This is a genomic window from Ornithinimicrobium sp. CNJ-824 (genome assembly GCF_001942405.1).
Classification (GTDB): domain Bacteria; phylum Actinomycetota; class Actinomycetes; order Actinomycetales; family Dermatophilaceae; genus Ornithinicoccus; species Ornithinicoccus kibberensis.
In genome coordinates this window covers 1-25,742 of sequence record NZ_MKKA01000012.1, presented here as the reverse complement: position 1 = coordinate 25,742, position 25,742 = coordinate 1, and the positions used below count along the sequence as shown (strand labels likewise).

29 protein-coding genes, 3 pseudogenes and 1 riboswitch are annotated in these 25,742 nt (G+C 74.3%); of the genes and pseudogenes, 18 read left to right on the top strand and 14 right to left on the bottom strand.

Features of this window, described 5'->3' with window-relative positions; translation table 11 throughout:
- Positions 1-6 precede the first annotated feature (6 nt).
- The 6 genes from BJF81_RS19310 to BJF81_RS06725 all read left to right on the top strand — a co-directional run bounded on the left by BJF81_RS19310 (position 7) and on the right by BJF81_RS06725 (position 6,618).
- Positions 7-1,464 (top strand): ADP-ribosylglycohydrolase family protein, encoded by a 1,458-nt coding sequence (locus tag BJF81_RS19310; protein WP_075957689.1) that lies wholly within the window; start codon positions 7-9, stop codon positions 1,462-1,464.
- A 145-nt stretch (positions 1,465-1,609) separates the two neighbouring features.
- Positions 1,610-2,731: an ABC transporter substrate-binding protein gene (locus BJF81_RS06745; RefSeq protein ID WP_075957688.1), complete on the top strand. Its 1,122-nt coding sequence runs from the start codon at positions 1,610-1,612 to the stop codon at positions 2,729-2,731.
- A gap of 82 nt (positions 2,732-2,813) precedes the next feature.
- Positions 2,814-3,821: a FecCD family ABC transporter permease gene (locus tag BJF81_RS06740; protein WP_075957687.1), complete on the top strand. Its 1,008-nt coding sequence runs from the start codon at positions 2,814-2,816 to the stop codon at positions 3,819-3,821.
- Entirely contained in the window at positions 3,818-4,873 is a 1,056-nt protein-coding gene (locus BJF81_RS17360; RefSeq protein WP_075957686.1) for a FecCD family ABC transporter permease, read from the top strand. The genes BJF81_RS06740 and BJF81_RS17360 overlap by 4 nt, the downstream gene beginning before the upstream one ends.
- Positions 4,874-5,737: an ABC transporter ATP-binding protein gene (locus BJF81_RS17355; RefSeq protein ID WP_075957685.1), complete on the top strand. Its 864-nt coding sequence runs from the start codon at positions 4,874-4,876 to the stop codon at positions 5,735-5,737.
- The gene (locus tag BJF81_RS06725) at positions 5,734-6,618 is read left to right on the top strand and encodes a siderophore-interacting protein (protein WP_075957684.1); all 885 of its coding nucleotides are present in this window, start codon (positions 5,734-5,736) and stop codon (positions 6,616-6,618) included. The genes BJF81_RS17355 and BJF81_RS06725 overlap by 4 nt, the downstream gene beginning before the upstream one ends.
- Positions 6,619-6,660: 42 nt before the next feature.
- Here the strand turns inward: BJF81_RS06725 and BJF81_RS06720 are convergent, their stop codons facing one another.
- Entirely contained in the window at positions 6,661-7,116 is a 456-nt protein-coding gene (locus BJF81_RS06720; protein ID WP_075957683.1) for an META domain-containing protein, read from the bottom strand.
- Between the two features lie 102 nt (positions 7,117-7,218).
- Between BJF81_RS06720 and BJF81_RS06715 the strand changes: the two genes are divergently transcribed.
- Positions 7,219-8,694, top strand: a complete 1,476-nt coding sequence (locus BJF81_RS06715) for a DUF5129 domain-containing protein (RefSeq protein ID WP_075957682.1) — start codon at positions 7,219-7,221, stop codon at positions 8,692-8,694.
- Positions 8,695-9,003: 309 nt separating this feature from the next.
- Here BJF81_RS06715 and BJF81_RS17925 read toward each other — a convergent pair whose 3' ends face one another.
- Positions 9,004-9,171: a hypothetical protein gene (locus BJF81_RS17925; protein ID WP_158068624.1), complete on the bottom strand. Its 168-nt coding sequence runs from the start codon at positions 9,169-9,171 to the stop codon at positions 9,004-9,006.
- Positions 9,172-9,292: 121 nt separating this feature from the next.
- Here BJF81_RS17925 and BJF81_RS06705 point away from each other — a divergent pair, with 121 nt between their 5' ends.
- Together BJF81_RS06705 and BJF81_RS20890 are read left to right on the top strand one after the other, a co-directional pair.
- Positions 9,293-10,126 carry an alcohol dehydrogenase catalytic domain-containing protein gene (locus BJF81_RS06705; RefSeq protein ID WP_342447092.1) on the top strand — a complete coding sequence of 278 codons (834 nt, stop codon included), beginning with the start codon at positions 9,293-9,295 and terminating at the stop codon, positions 10,124-10,126.
- On the top strand, positions 10,096-10,374 hold the full coding sequence (locus BJF81_RS20890; protein WP_342447091.1) for a hypothetical protein: 279 nt from the start codon (positions 10,096-10,098) through the stop codon (positions 10,372-10,374). The genes BJF81_RS06705 and BJF81_RS20890 overlap by 31 nt, the downstream gene beginning before the upstream one ends.
- A 6-nt stretch (positions 10,375-10,380) precedes the next feature.
- Here BJF81_RS20890 and ribH read toward each other — a convergent pair whose 3' ends face one another.
- The 5 genes and pseudogenes from ribH to BJF81_RS06680 form a co-directional block, all read right to left on the bottom strand.
- Positions 10,381-10,851: a 6,7-dimethyl-8-ribityllumazine synthase gene (gene ribH, locus BJF81_RS06700; protein WP_075957680.1), complete on the bottom strand. Its 471-nt coding sequence runs from the start codon at positions 10,849-10,851 to the stop codon at positions 10,381-10,383.
- Positions 10,848-11,516 (bottom strand): 3,4-dihydroxy-2-butanone-4-phosphate synthase, encoded by a 669-nt coding sequence (gene ribB, locus BJF81_RS06695; RefSeq protein ID WP_075957679.1) that lies wholly within the window; start codon positions 11,514-11,516, stop codon positions 10,848-10,850. The genes ribH and ribB overlap by 4 nt, the downstream gene beginning before the upstream one ends.
- Positions 11,513-12,137 (bottom strand): annotated as a pseudogene (locus BJF81_RS06690) (riboflavin synthase). Before BJF81_RS06690 ends, ribB begins: the two are co-directional and overlap by 4 nt.
- A gap of 8 nt (positions 12,138-12,145) precedes the next feature.
- On the bottom strand, positions 12,146-13,255 hold the full coding sequence (gene ribD / locus BJF81_RS06685; RefSeq protein WP_075957678.1) for a bifunctional diaminohydroxyphosphoribosylaminopyrimidine deaminase/5-amino-6-(5-phosphoribosylamino)uracil reductase RibD: 1,110 nt from the start codon (positions 13,253-13,255) through the stop codon (positions 12,146-12,148).
- A 110-nt stretch (positions 13,256-13,365) separates the two neighbouring features.
- Positions 13,366-13,492: riboswitch (FMN riboswitch) on the bottom strand.
- Between the two features lie 62 nt (positions 13,493-13,554).
- Positions 13,555-14,877: an APC family permease gene (locus BJF81_RS06680; protein ID WP_075957677.1), complete on the bottom strand. Its 1,323-nt coding sequence runs from the start codon at positions 14,875-14,877 to the stop codon at positions 13,555-13,557.
- A gap of 108 nt (positions 14,878-14,985) precedes the next feature.
- Here BJF81_RS06680 and BJF81_RS06675 point away from each other — a divergent pair, with 108 nt between their 5' ends.
- Positions 14,986-16,023, top strand: coding sequence for an LLM class flavin-dependent oxidoreductase (locus tag BJF81_RS06675; protein ID WP_202817444.1), 1,038 nt, complete (start codon positions 14,986-14,988; stop codon positions 16,021-16,023).
- A 104-nt stretch (positions 16,024-16,127) separates the two neighbouring features.
- Complete coding sequence (locus BJF81_RS06670; RefSeq protein ID WP_075957676.1) at positions 16,128-16,802, top strand: YceI family protein; 675 nt, start codon at positions 16,128-16,130, stop codon at positions 16,800-16,802.
- A 12-nt stretch (positions 16,803-16,814) separates the two neighbouring features.
- Here BJF81_RS06670 and BJF81_RS06665 read toward each other — a convergent pair whose 3' ends face one another.
- The 5 genes and pseudogenes from BJF81_RS06665 to BJF81_RS19300 form a co-directional block, all read right to left on the bottom strand.
- Positions 16,815-17,927 (bottom strand): TerC family protein, encoded by a 1,113-nt coding sequence (locus BJF81_RS06665; RefSeq protein ID WP_075957675.1) that lies wholly within the window; start codon positions 17,925-17,927, stop codon positions 16,815-16,817.
- A gap of 196 nt (positions 17,928-18,123) precedes the next feature.
- On the bottom strand, positions 18,124-18,279 hold the full coding sequence (locus BJF81_RS18335) for a DUF4175 domain-containing protein (RefSeq protein WP_143780702.1): 156 nt from the start codon (positions 18,277-18,279) through the stop codon (positions 18,124-18,126).
- 30 nt (positions 18,280-18,309) lie between these two features.
- Positions 18,310-19,932 carry an SLC13 family permease gene (locus BJF81_RS06660; protein WP_075957674.1) on the bottom strand — a complete coding sequence of 541 codons (1,623 nt, stop codon included), beginning with the start codon at positions 19,930-19,932 and terminating at the stop codon, positions 18,310-18,312.
- A gap of 38 nt (positions 19,933-19,970) precedes the next feature.
- Positions 19,971-20,537 (bottom strand): hypothetical protein, encoded by a 567-nt coding sequence (locus BJF81_RS19305; protein WP_237770087.1) that lies wholly within the window; start codon positions 20,535-20,537, stop codon positions 19,971-19,973.
- A gap of 85 nt (positions 20,538-20,622) precedes the next feature.
- Positions 20,623-21,057 (bottom strand): annotated as a pseudogene (locus BJF81_RS19300) (MFS transporter); the annotation flags it as partial.
- On the opposite strand from BJF81_RS19300, the gene BJF81_RS19295 reads away from it, so the two are divergent.
- A complete protein-coding gene (locus BJF81_RS19295; protein ID WP_237770086.1) occupies positions 21,016-21,174 on the top strand; it encodes a hypothetical protein in 159 nt (52 codons plus the stop codon). The pseudogene BJF81_RS19300 and the gene BJF81_RS19295 sit on opposite strands and share 42 nt — an antisense overlap.
- On the opposite strand, the gene BJF81_RS06650 is transcribed toward BJF81_RS19295, so the two are convergent.
- Positions 21,164-21,790: a hypothetical protein gene (locus BJF81_RS06650; protein WP_143780701.1), complete on the bottom strand. Its 627-nt coding sequence runs from the start codon at positions 21,788-21,790 to the stop codon at positions 21,164-21,166. The two genes, BJF81_RS19295 and BJF81_RS06650, sit on opposite strands and share 11 nt — an antisense overlap.
- Before the next feature lie 97 nt (positions 21,791-21,887).
- Positions 21,888-22,265, bottom strand: coding sequence for an ArsR/SmtB family transcription factor (locus BJF81_RS06645; protein WP_075957672.1), 378 nt, complete (start codon positions 22,263-22,265; stop codon positions 21,888-21,890).
- Between the two features lie 47 nt (positions 22,266-22,312).
- Between BJF81_RS06645 and BJF81_RS06640 the strand changes: the two genes are divergently transcribed.
- From BJF81_RS06640 to BJF81_RS06620, 6 genes and pseudogenes are all read left to right on the top strand, one after another.
- Positions 22,313-23,245, top strand: a complete 933-nt coding sequence (locus tag BJF81_RS06640) for a permease (protein WP_202817443.1) — start codon at positions 22,313-22,315, stop codon at positions 23,243-23,245.
- Between the two features lie 146 nt (positions 23,246-23,391).
- Positions 23,392-23,622 carry an SHOCT domain-containing protein gene (locus tag BJF81_RS06635; RefSeq protein WP_237770081.1) on the top strand — a complete coding sequence of 77 codons (231 nt, stop codon included), beginning with the start codon at positions 23,392-23,394 and terminating at the stop codon, positions 23,620-23,622.
- The gene (locus BJF81_RS06630) at positions 23,619-24,839 is read left to right on the top strand and encodes a multicopper oxidase family protein (protein ID WP_237770080.1); all 1,221 of its coding nucleotides are present in this window, start codon (positions 23,619-23,621) and stop codon (positions 24,837-24,839) included. The genes BJF81_RS06635 and BJF81_RS06630 overlap by 4 nt, the downstream gene beginning before the upstream one ends.
- Positions 24,836-25,162, top strand: coding sequence for a multicopper oxidase domain-containing protein (locus tag BJF81_RS19290; protein WP_237770079.1), 327 nt, complete (start codon positions 24,836-24,838; stop codon positions 25,160-25,162). Before BJF81_RS06630 ends, BJF81_RS19290 begins: the two co-directional genes overlap by 4 nt.
- 45 nt (positions 25,163-25,207) lie before the next feature.
- Complete coding sequence (locus BJF81_RS06625; RefSeq protein WP_075957670.1) at positions 25,208-25,450, top strand: SHOCT domain-containing protein; 243 nt, start codon at positions 25,208-25,210, stop codon at positions 25,448-25,450.
- Positions 25,451-25,507: 57 nt separating this feature from the next.
- Positions 25,508-25,742: pseudogene (locus tag BJF81_RS06620) on the top strand (hypothetical protein); the annotation flags it as partial.

Sequence of the window (25,742 nt, the reverse complement as noted above, 5' to 3'; positions counted from 1 at the left end):
GTCCCCATGCACCTCAGCACCGTCCAGCACGACCGCACCGCCGGCGTCCTCCTCGGGCAGGCCTGCGGCGACGCCCTCGGCGTCCCCTACGAGTTCGGCACGGCCCGGCTCGACCCGACCAGCGGCCCCCGGATGGCGGGGGGTGGGCTGGGGGGCTACGCGCCGGGCGAGTGGTCCGACGACACCCAGATGGCCGTCGCGGTCGCCCAGGTGGCCGCCACCGGGGCCGACCTGGCCGGGGACGACGGCCTGGAGCAGGTCGCGGCCGGCTTCCTGCGCTGGCACGCCCACGGCCCGGCCGACATCGGCGTCCAGACCCGGCAGATCCTGGCCGACCGCCCGCACCACCCCTCGGACCGGGACCACGTCGCCCTGCGTGAGCTGGCCGCCGACCTGCACCGTCGCACCGGCCGGACCGCCGGCAACGGCGCGCTGATGCGCACCTCCGTGGTCGGCCTGACCCGTCTCGACGACCGGGAGGCCACCGCCGGGGCGGCCCGGGCCGTGGCGACCCTGACGCACGCCGACCCGGTCGCGGGCGACTCGTGCGTGCTGTGGTCCGAGGCGGTCCGCCGGGCCGTGCTCGACGGGGTGCTCGACGTGGCGGCGGGGCTCGACCTGCTGCCGACGGACCGGCGCACCTGGTGGGCCGAGCGGCTCGAGGAGGCGCAGACCCGGCCGCCGGAGACGTTCGCGGGCAACGGCTGGACGGCCACCGCCCTCCAGGCCGCCTGGTCGGCGATCTGGCACACCCGGGAGGTCGGGACCGGCCCGGACCACGTCGTGGCCGCGCTGCACTGGGCGGTCGGCATCGGGCACGACACCGACACGGTGGCCGCGATCGCGGGCGGGCTGCTCGGGGCGCGCTACGGCGCCTCGGCGCTGCCGTTCGCCTGGACGCGGGAGGTGCACGGCTGGCCGGGGCTGCGGTCCCGGGGCCTGGTCTCCCTGGCGGTCCGCACCGCCGCGGGCGGTGGGCGCGGCGCCCAGGGCTGGCCGGGCGTCCCCCGCATGGACGACGGGGCGCAGCGGCCGCTGGCGGCGGCGCTGCCCTCCGACCCGGACGTGCTGCTGGGCACCATCGCCGACCTGGGCCGCGTCCGCGAACTCGGCGTCGACGCCGTTGTCTCGCTGTGCCGGCTGGGCCAGGACGAGCACGCCCCCTCCCCGGTCGAGCCCCGCGACCACGCCGAGGTGTGGCTCGTCGACTCCGACGACCCGGCCAGCCACCAGCACCTGCGGTTCGCCCTCGCCGAGGCGGCCCGGGCGGTGGCCACCCTCCGCGCCGAGGGCCGGCGGGTGCTGCTGCACTGCGTGGCCGCCCACCACCGCACGCCTGCGGTCGCGCTGGCCTACCTGAGGGTGAGGGGCATGGAGCGCGCGGCCGCCGCGGACGAGGTCACCCAGGCCCTGGGCCGGGACGCGGTCGACGGGCTGCTGTGGCAGGAGGCGGGCCGCGACTGACGGGCACGCCTGAGGGGCACGCCCAGGCGCGGGCGGCGCCACGCCATACCCGCCCGTCGGTGTTTGCATAATCGGGTAAGGACACCCTAACCTCACTTCGGTCCGCGTTCCGGACCCCACGGGGTCCCCGCCCGAGGAGTCCTCGATGTCCCGACGTCCCGCCGTCCTCCGCACGACCGCCCTGGCCGCCGCCGCCCTGCTCACCCTGACCGCCTGCTCCACCGGCCCGACCTCCGACGCGGAGAGCGGGGACACCGCCAACGACACCGGCGACGCCGGGCAGGGCACGGGCACCGCGACCGGCGACGACGGATCGGCTGCCGGCGGCGAGGACACCGGCGCCTTCCCGGTCACCGTCGACCACGCCTTCGGCAGCACCGAGATCACCGCGGACCCCCAGCGCGTGGTCACCGTCGGCTGGACCGACCACGAGGTCATGGCCGCCCTCGGCGAGGTGCCGGTCGGCGCGGTGACGATCAACTGGGGCGGCAACGAGGCCGGCTCGACCGACTGGTTCGACGAGGCGGTCACCGAGCTCGGCCACGACCCGGCCGACATCACCCGCTACGACGACTCCGACGGCATCCCGGTCGACGAGATCGCCGCGATGGAGCCCGACCTGATCATCGGCACCAACTCGGGCATGAGCGAGGAGGACTACGACCGCCTCTCCCGGATCGCGCCGACCGTCGCCTACCCGGAGACGGCGTGGGCGACCCCGTGGCGTGAGTCCGTCGAGCTCGTCGGCCAGGCGATCGGCCGGCCGGAGCAGGCGCAGGAGGCCGTCGCCGAGACCGAGGCCGCGTTCGAGGCGGCCCGTGAGGAGTTCCCCCAGCTCGAGGGAACCTCCTTCGCGTGGGGCTGGTTCAGCCCGACCGACACCTCGACCATCGGCCTCTACAACGTCATCGACCTGCGCCCGCAGTTCCTCACCGAGCTCGGCATGGTCAACGCCCCGGTCGTGGAGGAGATGAGCGGCGAGGAGAACTTCTCGGCCAACCTGTCCGCCGAGCAGGCGGACACCCTCGAGGCCGACGTCTTCATCTTCTACACCGACGGCGGCTTCACCGCGGACATGCTGCTCGAGGACCCGCTGCTCTCGCAGATCCCCGCGATGGCCTCCGGGGCCTACGTCGAGGCCGACGAGCCGCAGGACGTCGTGGGCATGAGCTCGCCGACCCCGCTGTCCATCCCGGTCGCACTCGACCGTTTCGTCCCGCAGGTCGCCGAGGCCGCCGCCACCGCGGCGGAGGCCGACGCCCGCTGAGCGACCCATCCCCCCTGCTGATCGGAGAGCCGCGATCGCCACGCGCACCAGCACCCTCCCCGGCACGCCGCGCACCCGCGGCGTGCCGGCAGGGCGCCGTCGGACCTGGGAGCCCCTGGCCGTCGGGCTCGGTGCCGTCGTGCTGGCCGTCGCGATCTCGGTCGCGGTCGGCTCGCGCACCCTCGGCCCCGGCGAGGTGCTCTCCGGGGTCGAGGCCCTCCTGCGCGGCGGCACCACCGACCCGGCCGCCGCGATCGTCGCCGCCCGGGTCGACCGCACGGTCGTCGGCGCCGTCGTCGGACTCGCGGTCGCGCTGTCGGGGGCAGCCATGCAGGGGCTGACCCGCAACCCGCTGGCGGACCCGGGGATCCTCGGCGTCAACGCCGGAGCGGCGCTCGGGGTCGTGCTCGGCATCCAGCTGCTCGGCGTCGGTTCCGCAGCGGCGTTCGGCTGGCTCGCCCTGGGGGGCGGGGTCGTCGCCGCCGTCGTCGTGTATGCCGTCTCCGCCGCCGCGCCCGGCGGCCCCGCCCCGCTCACCATGGCCCTGGCCGGCGCCGCCCTCACGGCCGGGGCGGTCAGCGTCGTGGCCGGACTGCTCATCAGCGACCGCAGCGCCCTGGACACCTTCCGCTTCTGGCAGGTCGGCAGCGTCGCCGGACGACCGGTGGGCCTGGTCCTCGACGTCCTGCCGCTGCTGGTCGTCTCCCTCCTCGTCGTCGCCCTGTCCGGCCCGGTGCTCAACGCCACCGCCCTGGGCGACGACCTCGAGCGGGCGCTCGGCCAGCGGGTCCACCTGGCGCGCGGCGTCGTCGCCCTCGGCGCCGTCGGCCTGGCCGCCGGCGCCGTGGCGCTGGCCGGTCCGGTCGGCTTCGTCGGCCTGGTCGTGCCGCACCTGGTGCGGCTCGTCACCGGCCCCGACTACCGCCGCATCCTCCTCGGCAGCGCGATCGTCGGGCCGGTGCTGGTGCTGCTGACCGACACGCTCGGCCGGATCGTCATGCCGCCCTCGGAGATCCAGGTCGGCCTCATGACCGCGGTGCTCGGCGCCCCCGGCCTCATCTGGCTCGTGCGCAGGACGGCCGTGCGATGAGCGTGGACGTCGCCCCGGGGAGGGTCGTCGACCGGGTCGAGCAGGTCCGCTCCTCCCGCCGCCGGGCCGGCCGGCGCGGGCAGCTCGTCCTCGGCGGCCTGCTCGCCGCCTGGCTGGTGGCCATGGTGGTGCGGACCCTGCTGGGCGACTTCACGATCACCGTCCCCGACTTCTGGCGCATCGTCCTAGGCACGGGCGAGGTGCCCGGCGGCGCCGAGTTCATCCTGCTGGAGTCCAAGCTGCCGCGCGCCGTCGTCGGCACCCTCGCCGGCATGGCGCTGGGCGCGAGCGGGGCAACCTTCCAGCTCATGGCCCGCAACCCCCTGGCCAGCCCCGACGTCCTCGGCCTGACCATGGGCGCGAGCGCGGCGGCCGTCTTCACGCTCGTGGTCCTCGGCGGGTCGGGGGCGGCCGTCACGGTGGCGGCCCTGGTCGGCGCCGCCCTCGTGGCCGTGGCCCTGCTGACGCTGTCGGCCTCCCGCCCCGGCGCGGCCCCGACGCGGATGATCCTCGTCGGGATCGCGCTGTCGGCGATGCTCACCTCGGTCGTGCACTGGGTGCTGCTGCGCGCCGACGTCTACCGGGCGCACGAGGCGATGGTCTGGCTGACCGGCAGCCTCAACGGCGTCACCTGGCGCCAGATCGGGCTGCTCGCCGTGGTCGTGGCGCTGGCCCTCCCGCTGCTGCTCGCCACCGCCCGCGAGCTGCACCTCGTCGAGCTCGGCGACGACGTCGCCGCCGGCGTCGGCGCCCCGCCCGGCCTCGTCCGCGCCCGGGCGCTGCTGCTGGTCGTGCTCCTCGTCGCGGCGACCACCTCGGTCTGCGGGCCGATCGCCTTCGTCGCCTTCCTCTCCGGCCCGATCGCCCGGAGGCTCCTCGGCGGCCGGGCCTCGATCGCCGCGGCGGCCCTCGTCGGCTCGGTCATCGTGGTGCTGGCCGACCATGCCGGCGCCTACGCCATACCTGACGTGAACCTTCCCGTCGGTGTCGTCACCGGCCTCGTCGGCGCCCCCTTCCTCCTGTGGCTCCTCACCCGTGAAAGGGCTTCCTAGATGACCTCCCTGACCGCCGAACGTCTCAGCCTCGGCTACGGCGAGCAGACGATCGTGCACGACCTCGACCTCACCGTCCCCGAGGGCAGGGTCACCGCCATCGTCGGCCCCAACGGGTGCGGCAAGTCCACGCTGCTGCGCGGGCTCTCCCGCCTGCTGCGGCCCAAGGACGGGCGCGTGCTGCTCGGCGACCGCGACGTCCACCGGATGCCGACCAAGCAGGTGGCGCGCTCAATGGCGCTGCTGCCCCAGCACCCGGTCGTGCCCGAGGGCATCACGGTCGGCGAGCTGGTCGCCCGCGGCCGCCACCCCCACCACGGCCTGCTGCGCCGGTGGACCCGCGAGGACGACGAGGTGGTCGCCGAGGCGCTGGAGCTGACCTCCACCAGCCACCTGGTCGGCCGTGAGGTCGGCGAGCTCTCCGGCGGGCAGCGGCAGCGCGTGTGGATCGCGATGGTGCTGGCCCAGCGCACCGATCTGCTGCTGCTCGACGAGCCGACGAGCTTCCTCGACATCGCCCACCAGGTGGAGGTGCTCGACCTGGTCCGCGACCTGTCCGTCGACCGCGGCACGACGGTGGTCATGGTGCTGCACGACCTGGCGATGGCGGCCCGCTACGCCGACCACCTGGTCGCGATGCGCGGCGGCCGGGTCGTCGCCCAGGGCAACCCCCGCGAGGTCGTGACGGCCGAGACCGTCTGCGACGTCTTCGGCATCACCTGCCGCGTGCTGTGGCAGGAGGCCACCGGCGACCTGTCCGTCATCCCGCTCGGCCGGCACCGGCCGGTCGGGCACGCCCTGGGCACCGCGGGCACCCCGCGGATCGCCCCGGAGCTCGCCCCCGAGCTGGAGGTCCTGCGATGAACGCCCCCCTGAGCGACACCCTCGCCCGCGGCGCGCGGCAGGTCGCCGAGCGGGCGGCCGCCGAGGCCGACGCCCGCACGACGGCGATGCCGCTGGAGCGCAGCGAGCACGCCTGCGTCCTCGCGACCGTGCGGGCGGCGCGGTGGGTCGCCCCCCAGCTGCGCCGGCTCACCGTGCACGTGCCCGGCCTCGTGGGCCGGTGGGAGCCGTTCGGGCCCGACGAGTTCGTGGGCCTGGTCATGCCGCAGTCCGGGACGGCACTGCCTGACCTGTCGGGGGTCAGCGGCCCCAACCCGCGGCCGGTCCTGGCGCAGATGCCGGAGGACGTGCGCCCCGACGTGCGCTGGTACACCGTCCGCGCCTACCGGCCCGAGGTCGCCGAGCTCGACCTCGAGGTCGTGCTCCACCCGGACGGCGAGGTCGACGAGGGACCCGGCGCCCGATGGGTGCGCGCCGCCGCACCGGGCGACGAGCTCGCGGTGCAGACCGGCACGACCTGCTACCACCCGCCCGCCGACGCCCGGGTGCAGGTGGTCGCCGGCGACGAGACGGCATACCCGTCCATGGTGGGGATGATCGAGCGCGCACGCGGGCGTGACGTCGAGCTGCACGTCCTGCTCGAGGCCACGCCCGGTGCGCTGCCCGACCTGCCGGCCCCGGAGCGCGGCAGCCTCACCGTGGTCGAGCGGGACGGACGGCCGGGCGACGCCCTCCTCGAGGTGCTCGCGGACGCCGACCTGCCGGACCCCGACTACGGCTGGGTCGCCGGGGAGCAGGAGCTGGCCGCCGGGGTCCGCCGGCACCTGGTCCGCGAGCGCGGCGTGCCCGCCACGTCGGTGTACTTCTGCGCCTACTGGATCCTCGGGCGGCCGCGCGGCTGACGCCCTGGGCACCGCGGTTCCTGAGGCGTCAGACCGGCATGCTCACCGACCCCCCGGTCCCTTCGGGTCGAAGATCAGCAGGTCCCCGCCCTGATCGTCCGAGAGCCGCAGCCTGGTGTCGGCCACCTCGTAGCGCCGCACCGCCTCGAGCGCGTCGAAGAACTTCTGCTCGACCGCCATCTGCTCCTCCGTCCCGCCCACGGCGGTCCTCGTGACGTCCTCGAGCTGGAACGTCCCGTCGCTGCTCCAGGTGTAGGACCCGCCGAACTGGTTGACCCCGGAGTGCCCGGTCACCTCGCCCGCGTCCAGGGTCATCGTCGGGACCATCCCCGCGTCGTCGACCACCGGACCGGCCGCGTCCCCGAAGGAGGCGAGCTCCCACGGCCCGTCGAGGGCCTCGTTCCGGCCACCGCCGAGCAGCCCGCAGCCCGCAGCCGCCACGAGCACCGTGAGCAGCACGGCGAGCCCGGCGGCTGCACCGGCCCGCAACGACCTCATGCGCCCGAGGCTACTCCCGGGTGGCGTGGAACCATGGAGGTGCGCGGCGCCGTCGCACCCGCAGCTGCGGGCGAGCGTCGGCCGCGGAGAGGAGCTCGGGGTATGTCGATCCGTCAGCGGGTGCTCGTCGGGGGCGTGGCGACGCTCGGGGTGGTGGGGGCCAGCGTGGGATGGTTCCTCGCCGAGGCGCCCGGGCACCCCGCCACGCAGGTCCAGCTGGAGGACACCGCCGGGGTCATCCACGAGCCCGACCTGCTGTCCGGGGTCGAGGACGTGCGCTTCCACGAGCCCACCACGGTGGCGGTGTTCACCACCCGCGGCGGCGAGGAGGCGCTGACCGACGACCTCGCCCTCAACGACGCCGTCCTGGAGCACGCCCGCCAGGACCGGACCGACTGGCTCAGCGACGACGGGCAGCGGTGGGCCGACGGGCTCTACGTCTGGGCGGTCGACCCCGAGGGGCGGCTCGTCGGGACCTACTTCGGCGACGACCGGGCGGTCGGCGAGGACGCCCAGCTGGCGATCCAGGACGCCACCAAGGACGACCTGCGCGCCGGCCGCTGGACCGACGGCGCGGTCGTCGGGGTCGAGGAGGCCGCCGCCCGGATGAACGCACCCTTCGTCCGCACCGCCGGCGGGATCGCCGTTGCCGGGGTCGCCTCGCTGGCCACGCTCGCGGGGGCCGGCACCTGGCTCGGCGTGGGGATGCACCGGGCGAGGAGGAGCCGCCGGAGCCGGGCGGCCGGCGACACGGCGATGGCCAGCGTCGTGCGGGACCAGGAGGTGACCGAGCTGCACGCCCGGCTCATTCCGGAGGACTCGCGCTACGGCGGTCAGATGCTGCGGCGCTACGACGACTACAGCCGCGGCGTCCGGGAGCTGACCGAGCTGGGCAACGCGGCCCGCGGCATCCCGGAGAAGGACTACGACACGCCCGAGGCCGTCGAGCGGCTCGCCGCCTACGAGGAGAAGGCCACCTCGCTGGACCAGCTGGACGACGTCATCGCCGACACCGCCGCCTTCCTCAACCGGGACCGCGCGTGGGTGGAGGCCTGGCACCGCCAGGTCGCCCCCGTCCGGGAGGACCTCGAGGGGGTCGAGGACCTCCTGGGGACCGAGCTGCCCGAGGAGATGCGCGGACTTCCGGAGGCGGACCGGTTGCGGCAGTTCGCCTCCGAGGAGCTGGCCGGGCTGGACCGCCTCCGTGGCGAGCTGGAGCACCGGCAGGTCTCGCCCGACGACGCCCTCGACCACCTGCGGGCGACGCGGGACGGCCTCAGCGAACGGCTCGACGCGCTGGCCGGGGCCGTGGCCCGGACGTTCGGGGAGGACGAGGACGAGCGGAAGACGCTGGACACGGCGCTGAGGACCGAGCGCGACCGGCGGCGGTCCGAGCCGACGATCGTCGCGACGGCCTACCCGACCTGGACGTGGTTCGGCACCCACGCGTTCGTCTCCGGCTGGTCGGCCGGCAAGGGCGAGGTCGAGCAGGCGCGGTCGGCCGCCTCCGGCGGGTCCGGCTCCGGCTACAGCGGCGGCGGCAGCTTCAGCGGGGCGGGCAGCTCGTCGCGGTTCTGACTCACAACCGGTCGACGGCCTCCTTGGCCTCGCGCAGGCCCATGCCCGTGTGCTCTCGGACGAGCTTGATCGCAGCGATGGGCGAGCCGGCCCGCTTGAGCCGGCGGGCCTCCTCCCAGAACGGCTCCTCCTGCGGCGTGAAGCCTCGAGGACCGCCTCGTCGACGCCCTGACCTCGGGCGAGGTGCTCGACGAGGCGGGTCAGGTGGCGCACCTGCCCCGAGAGGGAGTCGACCTTCCGGGAGAGCCGGGCGATCTGTTCGTCGCTGGTGAAGAGACCCATGGCCCGACCCTACGGACCGCAGCGGCCTCAGCCCTGAGGGGCCCGGTCGTGGCGTGCATCCTGCCCGCCCGCACCGCGCCCGTCGCCGCTGTCCCGCCGCCCGTGGCGCACGCCGAGGCGCACCGCGAGGTAGATCAGGACGACGGGCACGGCCATCAGCAGCAGGACCGCCAGGTGCCAGACCTGGATGCGCACGCGCCGAACCCAGACCTGGCGGGCACCGTCGCGCCATCCTCCGGCGGTGACCCACCTGCGTCCTGCCTGCGCGGGGGACGCCAGACTGAGGGCGCACACGCACCACAGCCCGAGGAGCCCCATGGCCGACGACCGCCCCACCATGCGGGCCGTGCGCTACGACGCGTTCGGCGCGCAGCCCTACGTGACGCAGGTGCCGGTCCCCCGTCCCCGGCCGGACGGTGTCGTCGTCCGCGTCGAGGCGACGGGGGTCTGCCGCTCGGACTGGCACGCGTGGCAGGGGCACGACGACGACATCACCGAGCTGCCGCACGTGCCCGGCCACGAGTTCGCCGGCGTGGTCCACGAGGTCGGGGCGGACGTCCGCACGGTGGCCGTCGGCGACCGGGTCGTCGTCCCGTTCGTCTGCGGGTGCGGCACCTGCGAGGTATGCCGTGCCGGCGCCTCCCAGGTGTGCCCGCACCAGTGGCAGCCGGGGTTCAGCGGACCAGGGTCGTTCGCCGAGCTGGTCGCGGTGCCGTGGGCCGACCACAACGTCGTCCACCTGCCCGACGAGATCGGGGCGGACGTCGCGGCGGGCCTGGGGTGCCGGTTCGCGACGGCATACCGCGGGATCGTCGACGTGGCCCGGGTGACCGACGGGGAGCACGTGGCCGTCCTCGGATGCGGTGGGGTCGGGCTGGCGGCGGTCATGGTCGCCCGGTCGCGCGGCGCGCACGTGGTCGCGGTGGACGTCAGCCCCGAGGCGCTCGACCTGGCGCGCACGGTCGGCGCCGAGCAGACCGTGCGGGTGGACGTCGCCACCGACCCTGCCCTGGAGAGCGCGGTCGCGCGGGTGCGGGAGCTCGTGCCGGGCGGGGTCGACGTCGGCGTCGCGCCCTGGGCAGCGTCGCCACCGCCCGGGCCGCCACCTCGGTGCTGCGCGTGCGCGGCCGTCACCTGCAGCTGGGGCTGATGCCGCCCGCCGTCGTCGGCGACCGGGCCAGCGTGCCGATGCATACGGTGGTCGCCCGGGAGCTGCAGGTGCTGGGCAGCCACGGGATGGCCGCGGCCGACTACCCGCGGATGCTGGCCGACGTGGTGGCGGGGCGACTCGCGCCGGAGCGGTTCCTCGGCCGGACGATCACGCTGGCGGAGGCACCGGCGGCCCTGGCCGCGATGAGCGGCCCGACGACCCCGGGGGTGACCATCGTCCGGCCGTGATCGTGCCTACACGTCGCGCAGGACCGCCGCCGTCGCGACGGCGGCACCGGCCGCCTCGTGGCCCTTGTCCTCCTGCGACCCGGGCAGGCCGGCCCGGTCGAGCGCCTGCTGCTCGTCGTCGCAGGTCAGCACGCCGAAGCCCACGGGGACGCCGGTGGTGACCGAGACGGTGGTCAGGCCGTCGGTGGCCGCCGAGCAGACGTAGTCGAAGTGCGGCGTGCCACCCCGGATGACGACCCCGAGGGCCACGAGCGCGTCGTAGCGGCCGGTCCGCGCGAGCCGGGCCGCGGCGACGGGCAGCTCGAAGCTGCCGGGCACCCGCACCTCGTCGACCTCGGTGACCCCGGCCTCGGCCAGGGCCCGGCGGGCACCGTCCAGCAGCCCGTCCATGACGACGGTGTGCCAGGACGCGGCGACCACGGCCACCCGCATCCCGCTGCCGTCGGCCGCCACGGCGGGGGCTCCGCTCCTGCTCATGTCCTGCTCCTCGTCGGTCCGTCGGCCGTGTCCTGGTCCAGCTCGCGGCGGTGGGTCACGAGCTGGTCGATGGTCAGCACGGGCAGCCCGTGCTCGGCGCCCAGCTCGAGCACCTGGGTGGTGCGCAGCATCTCGCCCTCGTCGTCGACGAGCTCGGCGATGGCCGCCACCGGCGTCAGGCCGGCGAGGGCGCACAGGTCGACGGCCGCCTCGGTGTGGCCGCGACGCTCCAGCACGCCCCCGGCGCGGGCCCGCAGGGGCACGACGTGGCCCGGCCGGCGCAGGTCGGTCGCCCCCGTGGCCGGGTCGCCCAGGGCGGCGACGGTGCGGCACCGGTCGGTGGCGCTGATCCCCGTGGTCACGCCCTCGGCCACGTCGACCGTGATCGCGTAGGCCGTCCGCAGGGCGTCCTCGTTCTGCTCCACCATCGGCGGCAGCGCGAGCCGGTCGGCCCAGTCGGCGGGCATCGGGGCGCACAGGTATCCCGAGGAGTGCCGGATCGTCCACCCGGTCCACCGGGGCGTGATCGTCTGCGCGGCGAGGATGACGTCCCCCTCGTTCTCCCGGTCGACGTCGTCCAGCACGAGCACCGGCAGCCCGTCGCGCAGCGCCTCGAGCGCCGCCTCCACCGAGGACAGGCCGGGGACCACGGCGCTGCTCGTCATGACGTCGTCCCCGTCGACCCGGTCGTCCCGCCCGCCCCTGCGGCGACGAGCCGCTCGACGTACTTGGCCAGCACGTCCACCTCGACGTTGACCTCGTCGCCGGGCTGCCGGCGGCCCAGGGTGGTCAGCTCCAGGGTGGTCGGGATGAGGCTCACCTCGAAGGCGTCCTCGTCGAGCGCGGAGACGGTGAGCGAGACCCCGTCCAGGCAGACCGAGCCCTTGTGCACGACGTACCGGGCCAGCTCCGGCGGCAGCGAGAACCGGACCACCTCCCACCGGTCCCCCGCGTCCGGGAGATCACCCGGGCGGTGCCGTCGACGTGGCCCTGCACGATGTGGCCGCCGAGCCGGTCGTCCACCCGGACGGCCCGCTCGAGGTTAACCGGGTCCCCCTCGATGAGGCGGCCCAGCGTGGTGCGGGCCAGCGTCTCGGCCATGACGTCGGCGACGAAGCCGTCACCGACGACCTCGGTCACGGTCAGGCAGACCCCGTCGACGCGACCGAGTCGCCGTGGGAGAGACCGGGGACGACCGTCGGTCCGGAGATCTCGACGCGGCTGCTGTCCTGCCCGTCGGTCCGTCGGGCCAGGCGGCCGAGCTCCTCGACGATGCCGGTGAACATGGGGCTCCTCAGGGGGTCGGGGACGGGGCGAGCGTCCGCTGGTCGGTGGTGGTCGGCGGTGCCGGTCGGGCGTGCCCGACGGACGGGGTGGACCGCGCCCCACGCTCGCGGGGCGGCGCCTGCGGGACGAGGGAGAGCCGCAGGTCGGGTCCCACCCGGGTCACGTCGACGAGGTCCAGGCGGGCGACGTCCTCGATCGAGGCGATGCCCAGGTCGCCCACGCCGGCGGCCCCGGCACCGAGCAGCGCCGGGGCCAGGTAGACGAGCACTTCGTCGACGCACCCGGCCCGCCAGAAGGCGGCGGCCAGCGTGGGCCCGCCCTCCAGCAGCACCCGGTGGACGCCGCGGCGGGACAGCTCGGCCAGGACCTGGCGTGGTTCGGAGGTGCGCAGGTGCAGCAGCTCGCCGGGGCCGGTCCGCAGCCGCGCGTCCACCGGCAGGTCCCGGCGGCCGACGACCACGCGCAGGGGCTGGTCGGGCAGCAGCTCACCCTCGGCGGTGCGCGCCGTCAGGCTGGGGTCGTCCCGCAGCGCGGTGCCCGTGCCGACGACCACGGCCCCGACCCGCGAACGCAGCAGGTGCGCGTCGGCCCTGGCCTCGGCGGAGGTGATCCAGCGGCTGGAGCCGTCGGCCGCGGCGACCCGGCCGTCCAGCGTCATCGCCGCCTTCCAGACCACGACGGGCCGGCCCAGGCGGGCGGCCGCGGTCCAGTCGGCCACGAGCGCCTCGGCGTCGCGGTGGGGGTGCACCTCGACCTCGATCCCCCGCTCGCGCAACCATTCCGCCCCGCCGGCGGCCTGGGGGGTGGGGTCCGGGACGGCGAAGACCACCCGCTCCACCCCGGCGTCCCGCAGGGCGTGCGTGCAGGGGCCGGTGCGGCCCTGGTGGTTGCACGGCTCGAGGGTCACGTATGCGGTCGCGCCCCTCGCGCGGTCACCGGCGGCGGCAAGGGCCACGGCCTCGGCGTGGGGGCTGCCGGCCCCGCGGTGGTGGCCGCGGCCCACCACGGTGCCGTCGGGCGCGACGACGAGGCAGCCGACCCGGGGGTTGGGGTCGACGGCGGGTCCGTGCAGCGCAGCGTCGACCGCCTGGTCCAGCCAGCGGGTGTCGGTGCTCATCGGCGTCTCTCCGTCGTCGGTCCTGCCCGGGACGAGGGGGACGACGGCAGAGGACCGCCGGAGGCCGGATCCGGTCCGAGGGACCGGGTCACGCCGACGCGTGGTCCACCGCGCGCTGCCTCCCTTCCGGACTTTCACCGTCGGTCCTGGAGTTTCACCAGGTCAACCGGCCGCTGGCTGCGGTCGGGTCGCGGACTGTCACCGCCGGCTCGGAATTGCACCGACCCCGGAGCGCGTGTGCTCTCCTCCCACGGTATCAGGGGCGGCGGGCCGCGCCGACCGGCGCGAGGAGCCGTCGGTCAGCGACGGCGACGCCGCCCCCGCGGTCGACGGTGGTGCAGGCGGGCGGCCCGCAGGGCCAGGCCCGACGCCAGCACGGCCGTCCCCGCCAGCACCGCCGTGGGCGGAAGGGTGACGACGAGGACGAGGCAACCGACGGCCCCGACGGCCTGGAGGGCTCGGGAGAAGCGACGGTGGTCCTCGTCCTGGGTCCAGGCCGAGAGGTTGGCGACCAGGTAGTAGAGCAGCACCCCGAACGAGGAGAAGCCGATCGCCTCCCGCAGGTCGACCGTGAGGACCAGCACGACCACGACGCCCGCGAGCGCGACCTCCGCCCGGTGCGGCACCCGGTGCCGGGGGTGCACGGCGGCCAGCCAGCCGGGCAGGTCGTCCTGCCGCGCCATCGCCAGGCTGGTCCGGCCGATCCCGGCGATGAGCGCGAGGAGGGCGCCGAGGGAGGCGGCAGCGGCCCCGACCCGGACGACGACGCCCGCCCAGGCCCACGGGCCGGCCGCGGCCAGGTCGGCCAGCGGCGCGGCCGAGGAGGCCGTCCCCTCCGCACCCAGGACCGCGAGCAGGGTGGCGGCGACCACGGCATACACGAGGACGGCACCGCCGAGGGCGAGCTGGATGGCCCGGGGGATCGTCCGGGCGGGGTCGCGCACCTCCTCCCCCATCGTCGCGATGCGGGCGTAGCCGGCGAAGGCGAAGAAGAGCAGGCCGGCCGACTGGAGGACACCGTAGCCGGGGACTGCCGCCAGACCGTCCGTGCCCGCGCCCACCAAGCCGCTGCCCGCACCGGGTGCCCCGGCGGGCAGCACACGGGTCCAGTCCGGGTCGCCGCCGACGACCCCGGCCAGCACGACCAGCCCGAGCGAGACGAGGACGACCGTGACGATGACCCTGGCCAGCCCGGCGGTCCGGGTGACCCCGTGGTAGTTGACCGCCGCCAGCGCCACCACGGCGGTGGCGGCGACGGGACGCTCCCAGCCGGGCGGTGCGGCATACGCGGCGAAGGTCAGCGCCATCGCGGCGCAGCTGGCGGTCTTGCCGACGACGAACGCCCACCCGGCGGCGAAGCCCCACCAGGCCCCCAGCCGCTCCCGGCCGTAGACGTAGGTGCCGCCGGAGGTCGGGTACTGCGCCGCGAGCTGGGCCGAGGAGGTCGCGTTGGCGTAGGCGACGAGCGCGGCGACCGCCAGGCCGACGAGCAGCCACGTGCCGGCCGCCTGCGCCGCGGGGGCGAACGCCGCGAAGACCCCGGCGCCGATCATCGAGCCCAGGCCGATGACGACGGCGTCGGCGGTGCCCAGCCGCCGGGCCAGGGTCGGGTGGTCGGTCACCGGCTGCTCCTGCGGGTATGGCGTGGTCAAGGGGCGGGCGGCGGGTGCCGGTACGGCGCCACCGGGGGTCGGGCGGGATCATCCTGGCACGCTCCCTAGACTGTGGACATGTCACCCATCGCCCTGTCCGTGCTCGACCTCCTGCCCGTCCGCACCGGCCAGACCACCGCCCAGGCCCTCGACGCCGCCCGGTCCCTGGCCGTCGTGGCCGACCGCGGCGGGGTGACCCGCTACTGGCTGGCCGAGCACCACAACACGATGTCGGTGGCCTCGACCAGCCCGCCGGTGGCGATCGGGATGCTGGCGGCGGCGACGGAGCGGATGCGGATCGGCTCCGGCGGGGTGATGCTGCCCAACCACGCCCCCCTCGCGGTGGCGGAGCAGTTCGCGCTGCTGGAGGCGGCATACCCCGGTCGGATCGACCTGGGGATCGGGCGGGCCCCCGGGACCGACCCCGTGACCAGCTGGGCCCTGCGCGCCGGGCAGTCGGACGCCGACGCGGTGCAGCGGTTCCCGGAGTACGTCCAGCAGGTGATGGCGTTCATGGACCCTGAGGGTGCCGCCGTGCAGATCGGGCAGCGCCAGCATGCGATCCGCGCGACGCCGTCGGCGCGCACGGCCCCGCCGGTGTGGCTGCTGGGCTCCTCCGACTACTCGGCGCGGCTGGCGGCCGAGCTGGGACTGCCCTACGTCTTCGCCCACCACTTCGCCGGGCGCGGGACGGCCGCGGCGCTGGAGCTCTACCGGTCCGGCTTCGCCGGCCCCGGCGAGCCGCGCACCTTCCTCACCGTCAACGCCGTGGTCGCCGACTCCCGCGAGGAGGCCGGGCGGCTGGCGCTGCCGTTCCACCTGATGATGGCCAGCCTGCAGGCGCCAGGCCCGCTGCGGATGCGGCCGCTGCTGACGGTCGACGAGGCGCTCGAGGAGCCGCTGCCGATCCCGCAGCCGGCCTTCGACGCCGTCACCGACCCCTGGCTGCTGGGGACCGCCGACGAGGTGGCCGACCAGGTGAGGGCGCTGGCGTCGCAGTTCGGCGTGGACGAGGTCATGGTCCAGCCGGTGGCGGGGGCGTATGCCGCCGAGCAGCTGGACCGCGACGTGCATCGGCAGCGGACGGTCCAGGAGCTGGCCACCCGCCTGGTGTGACGCCCCGCCTCGGGGAGGGCCGCCTCCGTCGATAGTTGACTTGTCACATAACTGCCCCTAGGGTGGAGCCGAATCCCCACCACCCGATCTTCAGGAGTTTTCGCATGGGTCTCTTCGACTGGTTCACCAAGAAGTCCGACGCCGCCTCGACCGGCACCAAGACCACGGCCCCGGTGGCCACCGCCGCGTCGCCGGCCACCGACAGGTCGGTCCCGGCCGCGGCGGAGACCGAGACTGCCGCTGCCGAGCTCGACGGCACGTGGACGATCGACCCTAGCCACAGCAGCCTCGGCTTCGTCGCGAGGCACGCGATGGTGACCAACGTCCGCGGCACCTTCGACGAGTTCGAGGGCAGCGGCGTCGTGGACACCGAAGACCTGTCCGCCTCGCACGCCACCGTCGTCATGCAGGCGGCGAGCATCAACACCGGCGCGGCCGACCGGGACGCCCACCTGCGCTCGGCCGACTTCTTCGACGTGAAGACCTACCCGGAGGTGCGCTTCAGCACCACCTCCGTCGAGCGCGTCGACGAGGAGACCTTCCGGCTGGACGGCGAGCTGACCATCAAGGACGTCACCCGCCCGCTGTCGGTCGAGCTGACCAGCACGGGCCTTGCCAAGGACCCGTTCGGCAACCTGCGCGCCGGCTTCGAGGGCGAGACCAGCATCAACCGCAAGGACTGGGGCCTGACGTGGAACGCCGCCCTGGAGACCGGCGGCGTGCTCGTCGGCGAGAAGATCAAGCTCGTCCTGGACATCTCCGCGATCAAGTCGGCCTGACCGGCCGGGGCGTCAGGCCCGGTCCGACGGGTGTCCGGGCCGGGTGTCCACGGAACGGTCCGCCTCCTCCGCCGGCACGTCGGAGCCCTCCTCGGTGGGCGTGCCCAGGTGGGCCAGGTGGGCCGAGCCGACGGGGTCTCCCCCGCCCCGGGTGGCGTACAGGCTCGTGACGGTGACGAGGGCGAGCACGCCGACGATGACCAGGAGCGAGGCCAGGGTCGGCACCTCGGGGACGCCGGGCCAGAGGCCGTGCGCCCAGTGCAGCACCAGCTTGACGCCGATGAAGCCCAGGATCGCCGCCAGGCCGTAGCCGAGGTGCACGAGCTTGCTCAGCGCGCCCTGGAGCACGAAGTAGAGCGCGCGCAGGCCCAGGAGCGCGAACGCGTTGGTGGCGAAGACGAGGAACGGGTCGCCGGTGATGCCGTAGACGGCCGGCACCGAGTCGACGGCGAAGACGATGTCGGTGGCGAAGATCGCCACCACGACCACGGCCAGGGGGGTGAGCGCCCGCCGGCCGGCCTCCCGCACGACCAGCCGGGTGCCGCGGTAGTCCTCGGTGACGGGGACGAACCGGCGGATCAGCCGGACGGAGCGCATCGACGACACGTCGAGGTCGTGGCTTCCCCCGCTGAGCTGGTCGCGCAGGACCTTGACCGCCGTGGCCAGCAGGATGACCCCGAAGAGCAGGAAGGCCCAGGTGAAGTTGGCCAGCACGGCCGCCCCAAGGGCGATGAAGACGGCCCGCAGCACCAGGGCGGCGGCGATGCCGAAGAGCAGGACCCGCTGCTGCAGCTCCTTGTGCACGGCGAAGGCCGACAGCAGGAGCATGAAGACGAACAGGTTGTCCACGGACAGGGACTTCTCGACGAGGTAGCCGGTGAGGTACTCCAGCCCCGTGGTGGAGCCGAAGCGGGTCCAGACGTAGGCGCCGAAGGCCAGCGGGAGGGCGATGTAGAACACGCTCCAGCCCACCGCCTCCCGCATCGACACCTCGTGGGGCGTGCGGGTCAGGGCGAAGTCCAGCGCGAGCAGGGCCAGCACGGCGGTCACGGTGACGGCCCATAGGCCGGGGGTGGCGACGGTGGAGATGGCCGACGGCACGGCGGCAGCGGGGATGGTCAGCATCAGGGGAAGGGCCTCTCGGTCAGATCAGGTCGATCGGATCGAGGTCTCCTTCACCCGGGCCACGGGCCGCCGTCCGGGACACCCCTGGGGTGACGTAGTGACCGGAGCGGCGCTGGGAAGTACTCCCCTCGCTGGCGACGATGGTACGGCAGGACGGGCCCGGCGGGAAACCGCCGGGGCCCGTCTGCCTCCGTCCTCAGGGCGTGCTGCGCAGCTTGAACCATCCCCAGGCGGCGGTGGCCAGGAACGCGATGACACCGATCACCAGGAGCCAGAAGAGCCCCTCGAGCAGGGCGCCGAGGACGGAGAGCACGAGCCAGAGGATGAGCAGGGCGACGATGAGCGTCTTCATGGCTCCATCCTCCCAAAGGCTGCGGTCCGGTCAGTAGACGATCGAGAACACCCAGACCGCCAGCGTCATCACCGTGATGGTCACCAGGACGATGCCGATGAGGTTGAGCCAGAGGCCACCCTTCATCATCTGGGGGATGGTGACGTAGCCGGAGCCGAACGCGATGGCGTTGGGCGGGGTGGCCACCGGCAGCATGAACGCGCACGTGGCGGCCAGCGCCACCGGGATGACCAGCAGCATCGGGTCGACCCCGATCCCGAGGGCGACGCCGCCGGCCACGGGCAGGAAGGTGGCCGCCGTCGCGGTGTTGCTCGTCAGCTCGGTGAGGAAGATGATCCCGGCGGCGAAGACCACGACGAGCAGCACGACCGGCAGACCGCCGAGGCCCTCGGCCTGGCCGCCGATCCACTCGGTCAGGCCGGAGGCGCCGAACTGGGCGGACAACGCCAGCCCGCCGCCGAAGAGGAGCAGCACGCCCCACGGGAGCTCTACCGCGCTCTCCCAGTCGAGCAGGCGCACGCCGCGGGCGGCACCGGCGGGCAGCAGGAAGAGCAGGAGCGCCACGGCCATCGCGATGCCGGCGTCGCTGATCGGCGGCTCCTCCCAGATCAGCGGCACGGTCACCCAGGCCAGCGCGGCGAGGACGAACAGGGCCAGCACCCGGATCTCGCCCTGGGACATGCCGCCCAGCTTGGCGACCTCCTCGTCCATGAGCTCGCGGCCGCCGGGGATCTCGTCGATCTCGGGCTTGAAGATCACCTTGGTCAGCAGGAACCAGGCGATCACGAGGAAGACCACCGCGAGCGGGACGCCGACCAGCATCCACTGGCCGAAGCCGACATCGATGTCGTGGTTCTCGGCGAGGTAGCCGACCATCAGCGTGTTCGGCGGCGTGCCGATGATGGTGCCCAGGGAGCCGATCGAGGCGGCGTAGGCGATGCCGAGCATGAGGGCGGTGCCGAAGTTGGACTCGATGACGGCGTCCTTGACCGCCTCCGACTGCAGGTCGGGCTCGCCCCCCTCGGCACCGGCCGCGGCCGGCTCGCCGACCTTCTCGCCGAGCGTGGTCACGAGCATGAGCACCGAGACGCCGATGGGCAGCATCATGACGGCGGTGGCGGTGTTGGAGACCCACATGGACAGGAAGCCGGTGGCGATCATGAAGCCGGCCACCACCATCGCCGGGTTGGTGCCCATCGCCCGCACGGTGACCAAGGCGATGCGGCGGTGCAGGTTCCACCGCTGCATCGCCAGGGCGAGCATGAACCCGCCCATGAAGAGGAAGATGATGTTGTTGCCGTAGGACGCGCCGACGTCGTTGACGCTGGCCTCCCCCAGGACCGGGAACACCACGAGGGGCACCAGGGCGGTCGCCGGGATCGGGAGGGCCTCGGTCATCCACCAGATGCCCATGAGCACGGCGACGGCGGCGGTCAGCTTGGCCGGGTGCGCCACGTCCCCCATGAGCAGGTAGATGGCGAGGGCGGCGACAAGACCGGCCGCCAGGCCGCCCCAGCGGACCGTGTTGGCACGGGGCTCCAGGCCCGGGTCCCGCTCGCCGGGGGACTTCTGCTCGATCTCCGCCCCTCGGTCCGGGTCGGGTGCGAACCGGTGCAGGTGGTCGCCGGGGACCTGCGGTGGTTGGTGGCTCATGGCGGGATCCTCTTCCCCTCGTCACGGACCGGTCGCAGTCACGCTACTCCCGCTCGTCCCACGAGCAACCGGAGAACCACCAGGGACAGCAGGATCGCCACCGCCACGAAGCCGACCACCCCGGTCCAGCCCCTCGCCTCGAGGGCCAGGCCGCCGGCCCAGCCCAGCAGGCTGGACCCGCCGTAGTAGGCCAGGTTGTACAGCCCTGTCGACTGGGCCCTCGCGGTCACCGCCCGGGCCCCCGCCCACCCGGAGGCCACCGCGTGGGCGCCGAAGAAGCCGGCCGTCATCACGACCAGGCCGAGCAGCACCAGCCACAGCGGCCCGGTCAGCGTGGCGAGCAGGCCGGCCAGCATGACGAGCACGGAGGCGACGAGCACGGCATACCTGCTGTGACGGGCGGCCAGGACCCCCGCCCGCGGCGCGGAGACGGTGCCCGCCAGGTAGGCGAGGAACACGAGCCCGACCGCCCAGGCCGGCAGCAGGTAGGGCGCGGCCACGAGGCGGAAGGCCAGGTAGTTGTAGACGGCGACGAACCCGCCCATGAGCAGGAAGGCGACGATGTAGAGGCCCAGGAGGGCCCGGTCCTGCAGGTTGGTCAGCACCCGTCGTCCGGTCGAGGAAGCTCTCGCCGCGGACCCGGACGAAACGGCGTTCGCGCGGGGCCAGCAGGACGAAGCCGACGGCGGCGGCCGCGGCCATCGCCGAGACGGCCGTCATCCCCACGCGCCACGAGGTCAGGTCGGCGACCGGGGTGGCCACGACCCGGCCGAGCAGCCCACCGACCGTCGTCCCGCCGACGAACCAGCCGGCGGCCACCGAGGCCGACCGTGCGTCGACCTCGTCGTTGAGGTAGGCCATCGCCAGCACCGGCACCCCGCCCAGGAAGGCGCCCTCGAGGAGGCGGGCCAGCAGGACCAGCTCGAAGGTGGGCGCCCACGCCGCCGCCAGGCCCAGGACGGTCGCGCCGACGACGGCCGCGACCATCGCCCGCAGGCGCCCGTAGCGGTCCCCCACGAACGACCAGGGCACGACCGCGAGCGCGAGGCCGAGGGTGGCGGCGGACACCGCGAGCGCGGCCCGGTGGGCGGTGGCGCCCAGGTCGTCGGCGATCTGCGGGAGCACGCCCTGGGGCGAGTAGAGCTGGGCGAAGGTGGCCACCCCCGCCAGCACGAGGGCGGCGAGGAGACGTCGGTATGCCGTGCTGCCGCGGGCGTGCCCCGGCACGGTCCTACTGGCTGAGCAGGCTGCGTGCGATCTCGGTGAGGCCCGCCTCGGTCGCGTCGGCGTCCGGCACCGCCGGGTCGTCACCGAAGACGATCGCCTGCAGGCTGACCATCCACCGTTCCTGACCCTGCCGCACGTGCAGCTGGGAGTTGTTGAGGATGAAGGCCTCCTCCCCCAGCCCGTCGAGCTCGCGGTAGAGGTCCTCGTCCTCGGCGTACTGCTCCTGGTAGACCGAGAAGAGGTCGTTCTGGTCGAGGGCGGCGGCCAGCCCCTCCCCCTCGGCGTTCGTCAGGGACATCCGGCAGGAGGTGACCCCGTCGCCGGGCTCGGGCGGGCTGAACGTCAGGTCGGCGAAGGCCGTGTCGGGGTCCACCGCGGTGAGTGCGTCGCAGATCCTGGTCGCCTCGGCCGCCTCACCGGCAGCGGCCTCGTCCGTCTGCTGCTGGGCCGCAACCTCCTCAACGTCCATCTCCTCGTCCGACGGGTCCGTCTCGGCCGCCGCCACCGGCTGGTCCTCCTCCACCCCGGCCTCGCCGGCGTCGTCGTCCCCACCGCAGGCGGTCAGGAGCACGACCAGGGCCGCGGTCGTGGCGGCGAGGAACCGCCGAGGAGCTGCTGGGTATGGGCGCATGAGCCACCTCTCTCGCACCGGAGGTGCTGGTGGGTCAAGTAAAGCGGTTGGCCGACGCTCACGGCAACGGGACGGGACCACGACGAGTCCTGGCCGTCTACCCTCCGGCGGCGGGCGCGGGGTCTAGCAGCTGCTGCAGGGACTCGAAGGCCGTCGGTTCGATGACGTACCAGGTCTGGCGCCCGTCGCGGCTGCGGGTGAGGAACCCGGTGTCGTGCAGGACGCCGAGGTGGTGGGAGACGGTCGGCTGGGTCAGCCCGAGGTGGTCGGCGAGCTCCTTCGTCGTCGTCCGGGCCCCGTCGCTGGTCCGGATCCGGCCCAGGATGCGCAGCCGCACCGGGTCGCCCAGGGTCCGCAGGGTGCGCGCGAGCAGGTCGGCCTCGGGTCCGTCCAGCTCACCGGCCAGCACCGGCGAGCAGCACAGCTCGCGCAGCTGCTCGGCAGGGGAAGAAGTTGACACCGCGAGGCCTTTCATAGACAGTCATCTAATCATTAGATAGACATCTATGCAAAGGAGCCTCGATGTCCACCACCTCCTCCCATCTTCTCCTGCGGGTCCTCGAGCGGGTCCTCGACACGGTCGAGGCGACCTGGCCCTACCTCGTGCTCAGCGTCCTGCTGGCCTCGGCCATCCAGGTCTACGTCGGCACCGACCGCCTGGGCGGATGGCTGCGGCGCAGCACGCCGATCGCGGTTCTGGGCGCCGTGGCCCTGGGTGCACTGACGCCCTTCTGCTCCTGCGGCACGATGGCTGTGGTCCTCGGGTCGCTGGCGGCCTCCGTCCCGTGGGCCCCGGTGGTCGCGTTCCTGGCCTCCTCCCCGCTGACCAGCCCCGGCGAGTACGCCTGGTCAGTCGGGCTCTTCGGGCCGGCCTTCGCCACGACCTTCCTCCTCGCCGCGGTCGGTGTGGGCCTGCTGGGCGGGACCGCCGCGTGGGTGCTGGAGCGGCACGGCTGGCTGACCGGCCAGGCGAGGGTGGTGGCGTCCTCGCCGGCGCGGAGGGAGGTTGAGGTGCCGGAGCCGGCACTGGTGGGGGGCGGCGGTGCAGGGTGCGGGGCACCCGACGCGCCGACGGGCGCGACGGCATACCTCCTCGAGGGCGGTGGCGCACCGACCTGCGCCAACGACGAGGTCGAGGCCCCGCCGTCGGACCGGCACCGGGAGTTCGGCCGGGTGGTGCTGGCCAACGGCCGGCGGCTGACGGTCTACTTCCTGGCGTTCGCCACCCTGGGCTACCTGGTCGTCGAGCTCGTCCCGTCGTCGTTCTTCGAGCAGCACCTGGGCGACGGCAACGCGCTCACGGCGGTCCCGCTGGCGGCGCTGCTCGGCGTGCCGGTCTACCTCAACACGGACGGGTCGCTGCCGTTGGTCGCCTCATTGATGGACGGTGGCATGGGGGCCGGTCCGGCGCTGGCGTTCCTCATCACCGGGGCCGGCACGAGCGTCGGGGCCTGACCGGGATGCTCGTCGTGGCCCGCTGGCGCGTCGTCGCCCTCGTCGTCGGGACGCTGCTCGTGTCCGCGTGCCTCACCGGGTGGCTGGCGCCGTTGTGGCTCACCTGACACGGTCCGCACCGGCCCGGCAGGAGCATGATGGGACCCATGGTGTGGTTCTGGATCGTCCTGCTGGTCGTCGGGGTCGCGCTGCTCGGCTACACCGCCGTGCGCGTGCTGGTCGGTGGCCTGACGGATGCCTCCGAGGGGTCGGCACCCCCCGCCTCCCGTTCCCGGGCGCGGGAGATCCTGGACGAGCGGTATGCGGCCGGGGAGCTGAGCACGCAGGAGTACGAGGAGCGTCGGGCCGTGCTGGCCCGGGGGGAGGACGGACCGTGAGGCCGGTCAGCCGGCGGACCGCCCTGACCCTGGGCGGTCCGGGCGTGGTGAGCGCGGTCGCGGGCGGGACCGGCCTGTGGCGCGAGCTGACGACCCCGGGCGCTCCTGGCGATCCCGGGGGCGAGCTGGTGGAGCCGGAGGCGCTGGTCAGCAGCGACGGCCGGCTGGACGTGCAGCTCCAGGCCCGGCTCGACACGCACGAGGTCGCCGGACGGTCGGCCACCACGATGGGCTACAACGGCGGCGTGCCGGGTCCGACGCTGCGGCTGCGGCCCGGGGACCTGCTGCGGATCGAGCTGGACAACCAGCTGGACCACGTCACCAACCTGCACGTGCACGGCTTGCACGTCACCCCCGAGGGGAAGGGCGACGACGTCTTCGTCGAGGTCGGGCCCGGGGAGAGGCACCAGTACGAGTACCAGCTGCCCGAGGACCACCCGCCGGGGGTGTACTGGTATCACCCCCACCACCACGGCAGCGTGGCCGACCAGCTGTTCGCCGGCCTCTACGGCGCCATCGTCGTCGAGGAGGACGACCCGCCGGCCGTGGACCGCGAGCGGGTGCTGGTCGTCTCCGACATCACCCTGGCCGAGGACGGTTCCGTCGTGGGTCCCTCGATGCCGGAGCGGATGATGGGCCGGGAGGGCGAGCTCCTCCTGCTCGACGGGCAGCTGGAGCCCCGGCTGCGCGGCCGGGCGGGCGAGCGGGAGCGGTGGCGGGTGGTCAACGCCTGCTCGTCCCGTTTCCTGTCGCTGCGACTGCGCGGTGAGGGCACCGACGGGCAGGTCGTGGGCCGGAACGTGGGCCGGCTGCCTGCGCCGGTGGGCCTGGATGAGGTCGTGCTGGCTCCGGGCAACCGGATGGACCTGCTCGTGGACCTGGCCGAGGGCCAGGCCGAGCTGGTCGCCGTGCCCGTGGACCGCGGCCAGATGATGGGCGGGATGATGGGCGGCGCGGTCGGCCCGGAGGACACCGAACGGGTCCTGGCCCACCTGGAGGTCGACCGGGGCGGGTCCTCGGCCGGCGGGTCCGACGGAGGCGTCGCCGGTGGGCTCCCCGGTGGTCCGGACGGTCCCCTCGCCGACCTGCGCGACGTCGACGTCGACCGGCGCCGGGAGCTGACCATGGAGATGGGCATGGGCGGGATGATGGGCGGCGCGGTGGTCCTGGCAGGGGCCCCGGTGGCGGGGGTGGGGGCCGCCGACCGGGCGGGATGATGGACTTCACCATCGACGGTCGGTCCTTCGACCCCGACCGCACCGACCAGCAGGTGCGGCTGGACACCGTCGAGGAGTGGACCATCGGCAACGTGGGCCCGCTGGACCACCCCTTCCACCTGCACGTGTGGCCCATGCAGGTCATGGACGTGGACGGACGGCGCCCCGAGGAGCCGCTGTGGCTGGACGTGGTCAACGTCCCCGCCGGCGGCACCGTCACCGTGCGGATCAGGTTCGCCGACTTCGGTGGGCGGACCGTCTACCACTGCCACATCCTGGACCACGAGGACCTCGGCATGATGGGCACGATCGTCGCCGGGTGACCCACGGGGCGAGAGCCGACGACCGCCACCGGAAGGAGAGGAACGATGATGGGCAACGGATGGGGCATGGGCGCTGGGTCGATCTGGATGCTGCTGGTGTGGCTCCTGGTGCTCGTCGCCGTCGTCGCCGTCGTGGCGCTGCTGGTCCGCTCCAGCGGCGGCCGGACGAGCGCCTCCGGCGGCCGGTCCGCGGCACGCCGGATCCTCGACGAGCGCTACGCCCGCGGCGAGATCGACGAGCAGGACTACCAGACCCGCCGCCGACGGCTCGAGGAGCCGGACGGCTGAGGGCGTCCTAGCCTCACGTCATACCCCCGCCCTCACCCCTGGAGGAAGGATCCCCTGATGTCCCAGCACGACCAGCACAGCCAGTCCGAGCAGGACCACGACCAGCACAAGAAGCACGAGCGGAAGATGTACCTGATCTTCGCCGCGATGATCACCACCTCGACGGTGACGATGTTCCTGCTGACCTACACCAACGCCTGGACCTGGGCGCACATGACGTTCAGCGAGGAGCGGGTCTACATGGCCCTGCTCATGGGCTCGGCGATGGCCATCATCATGCTCGGCTTCATGT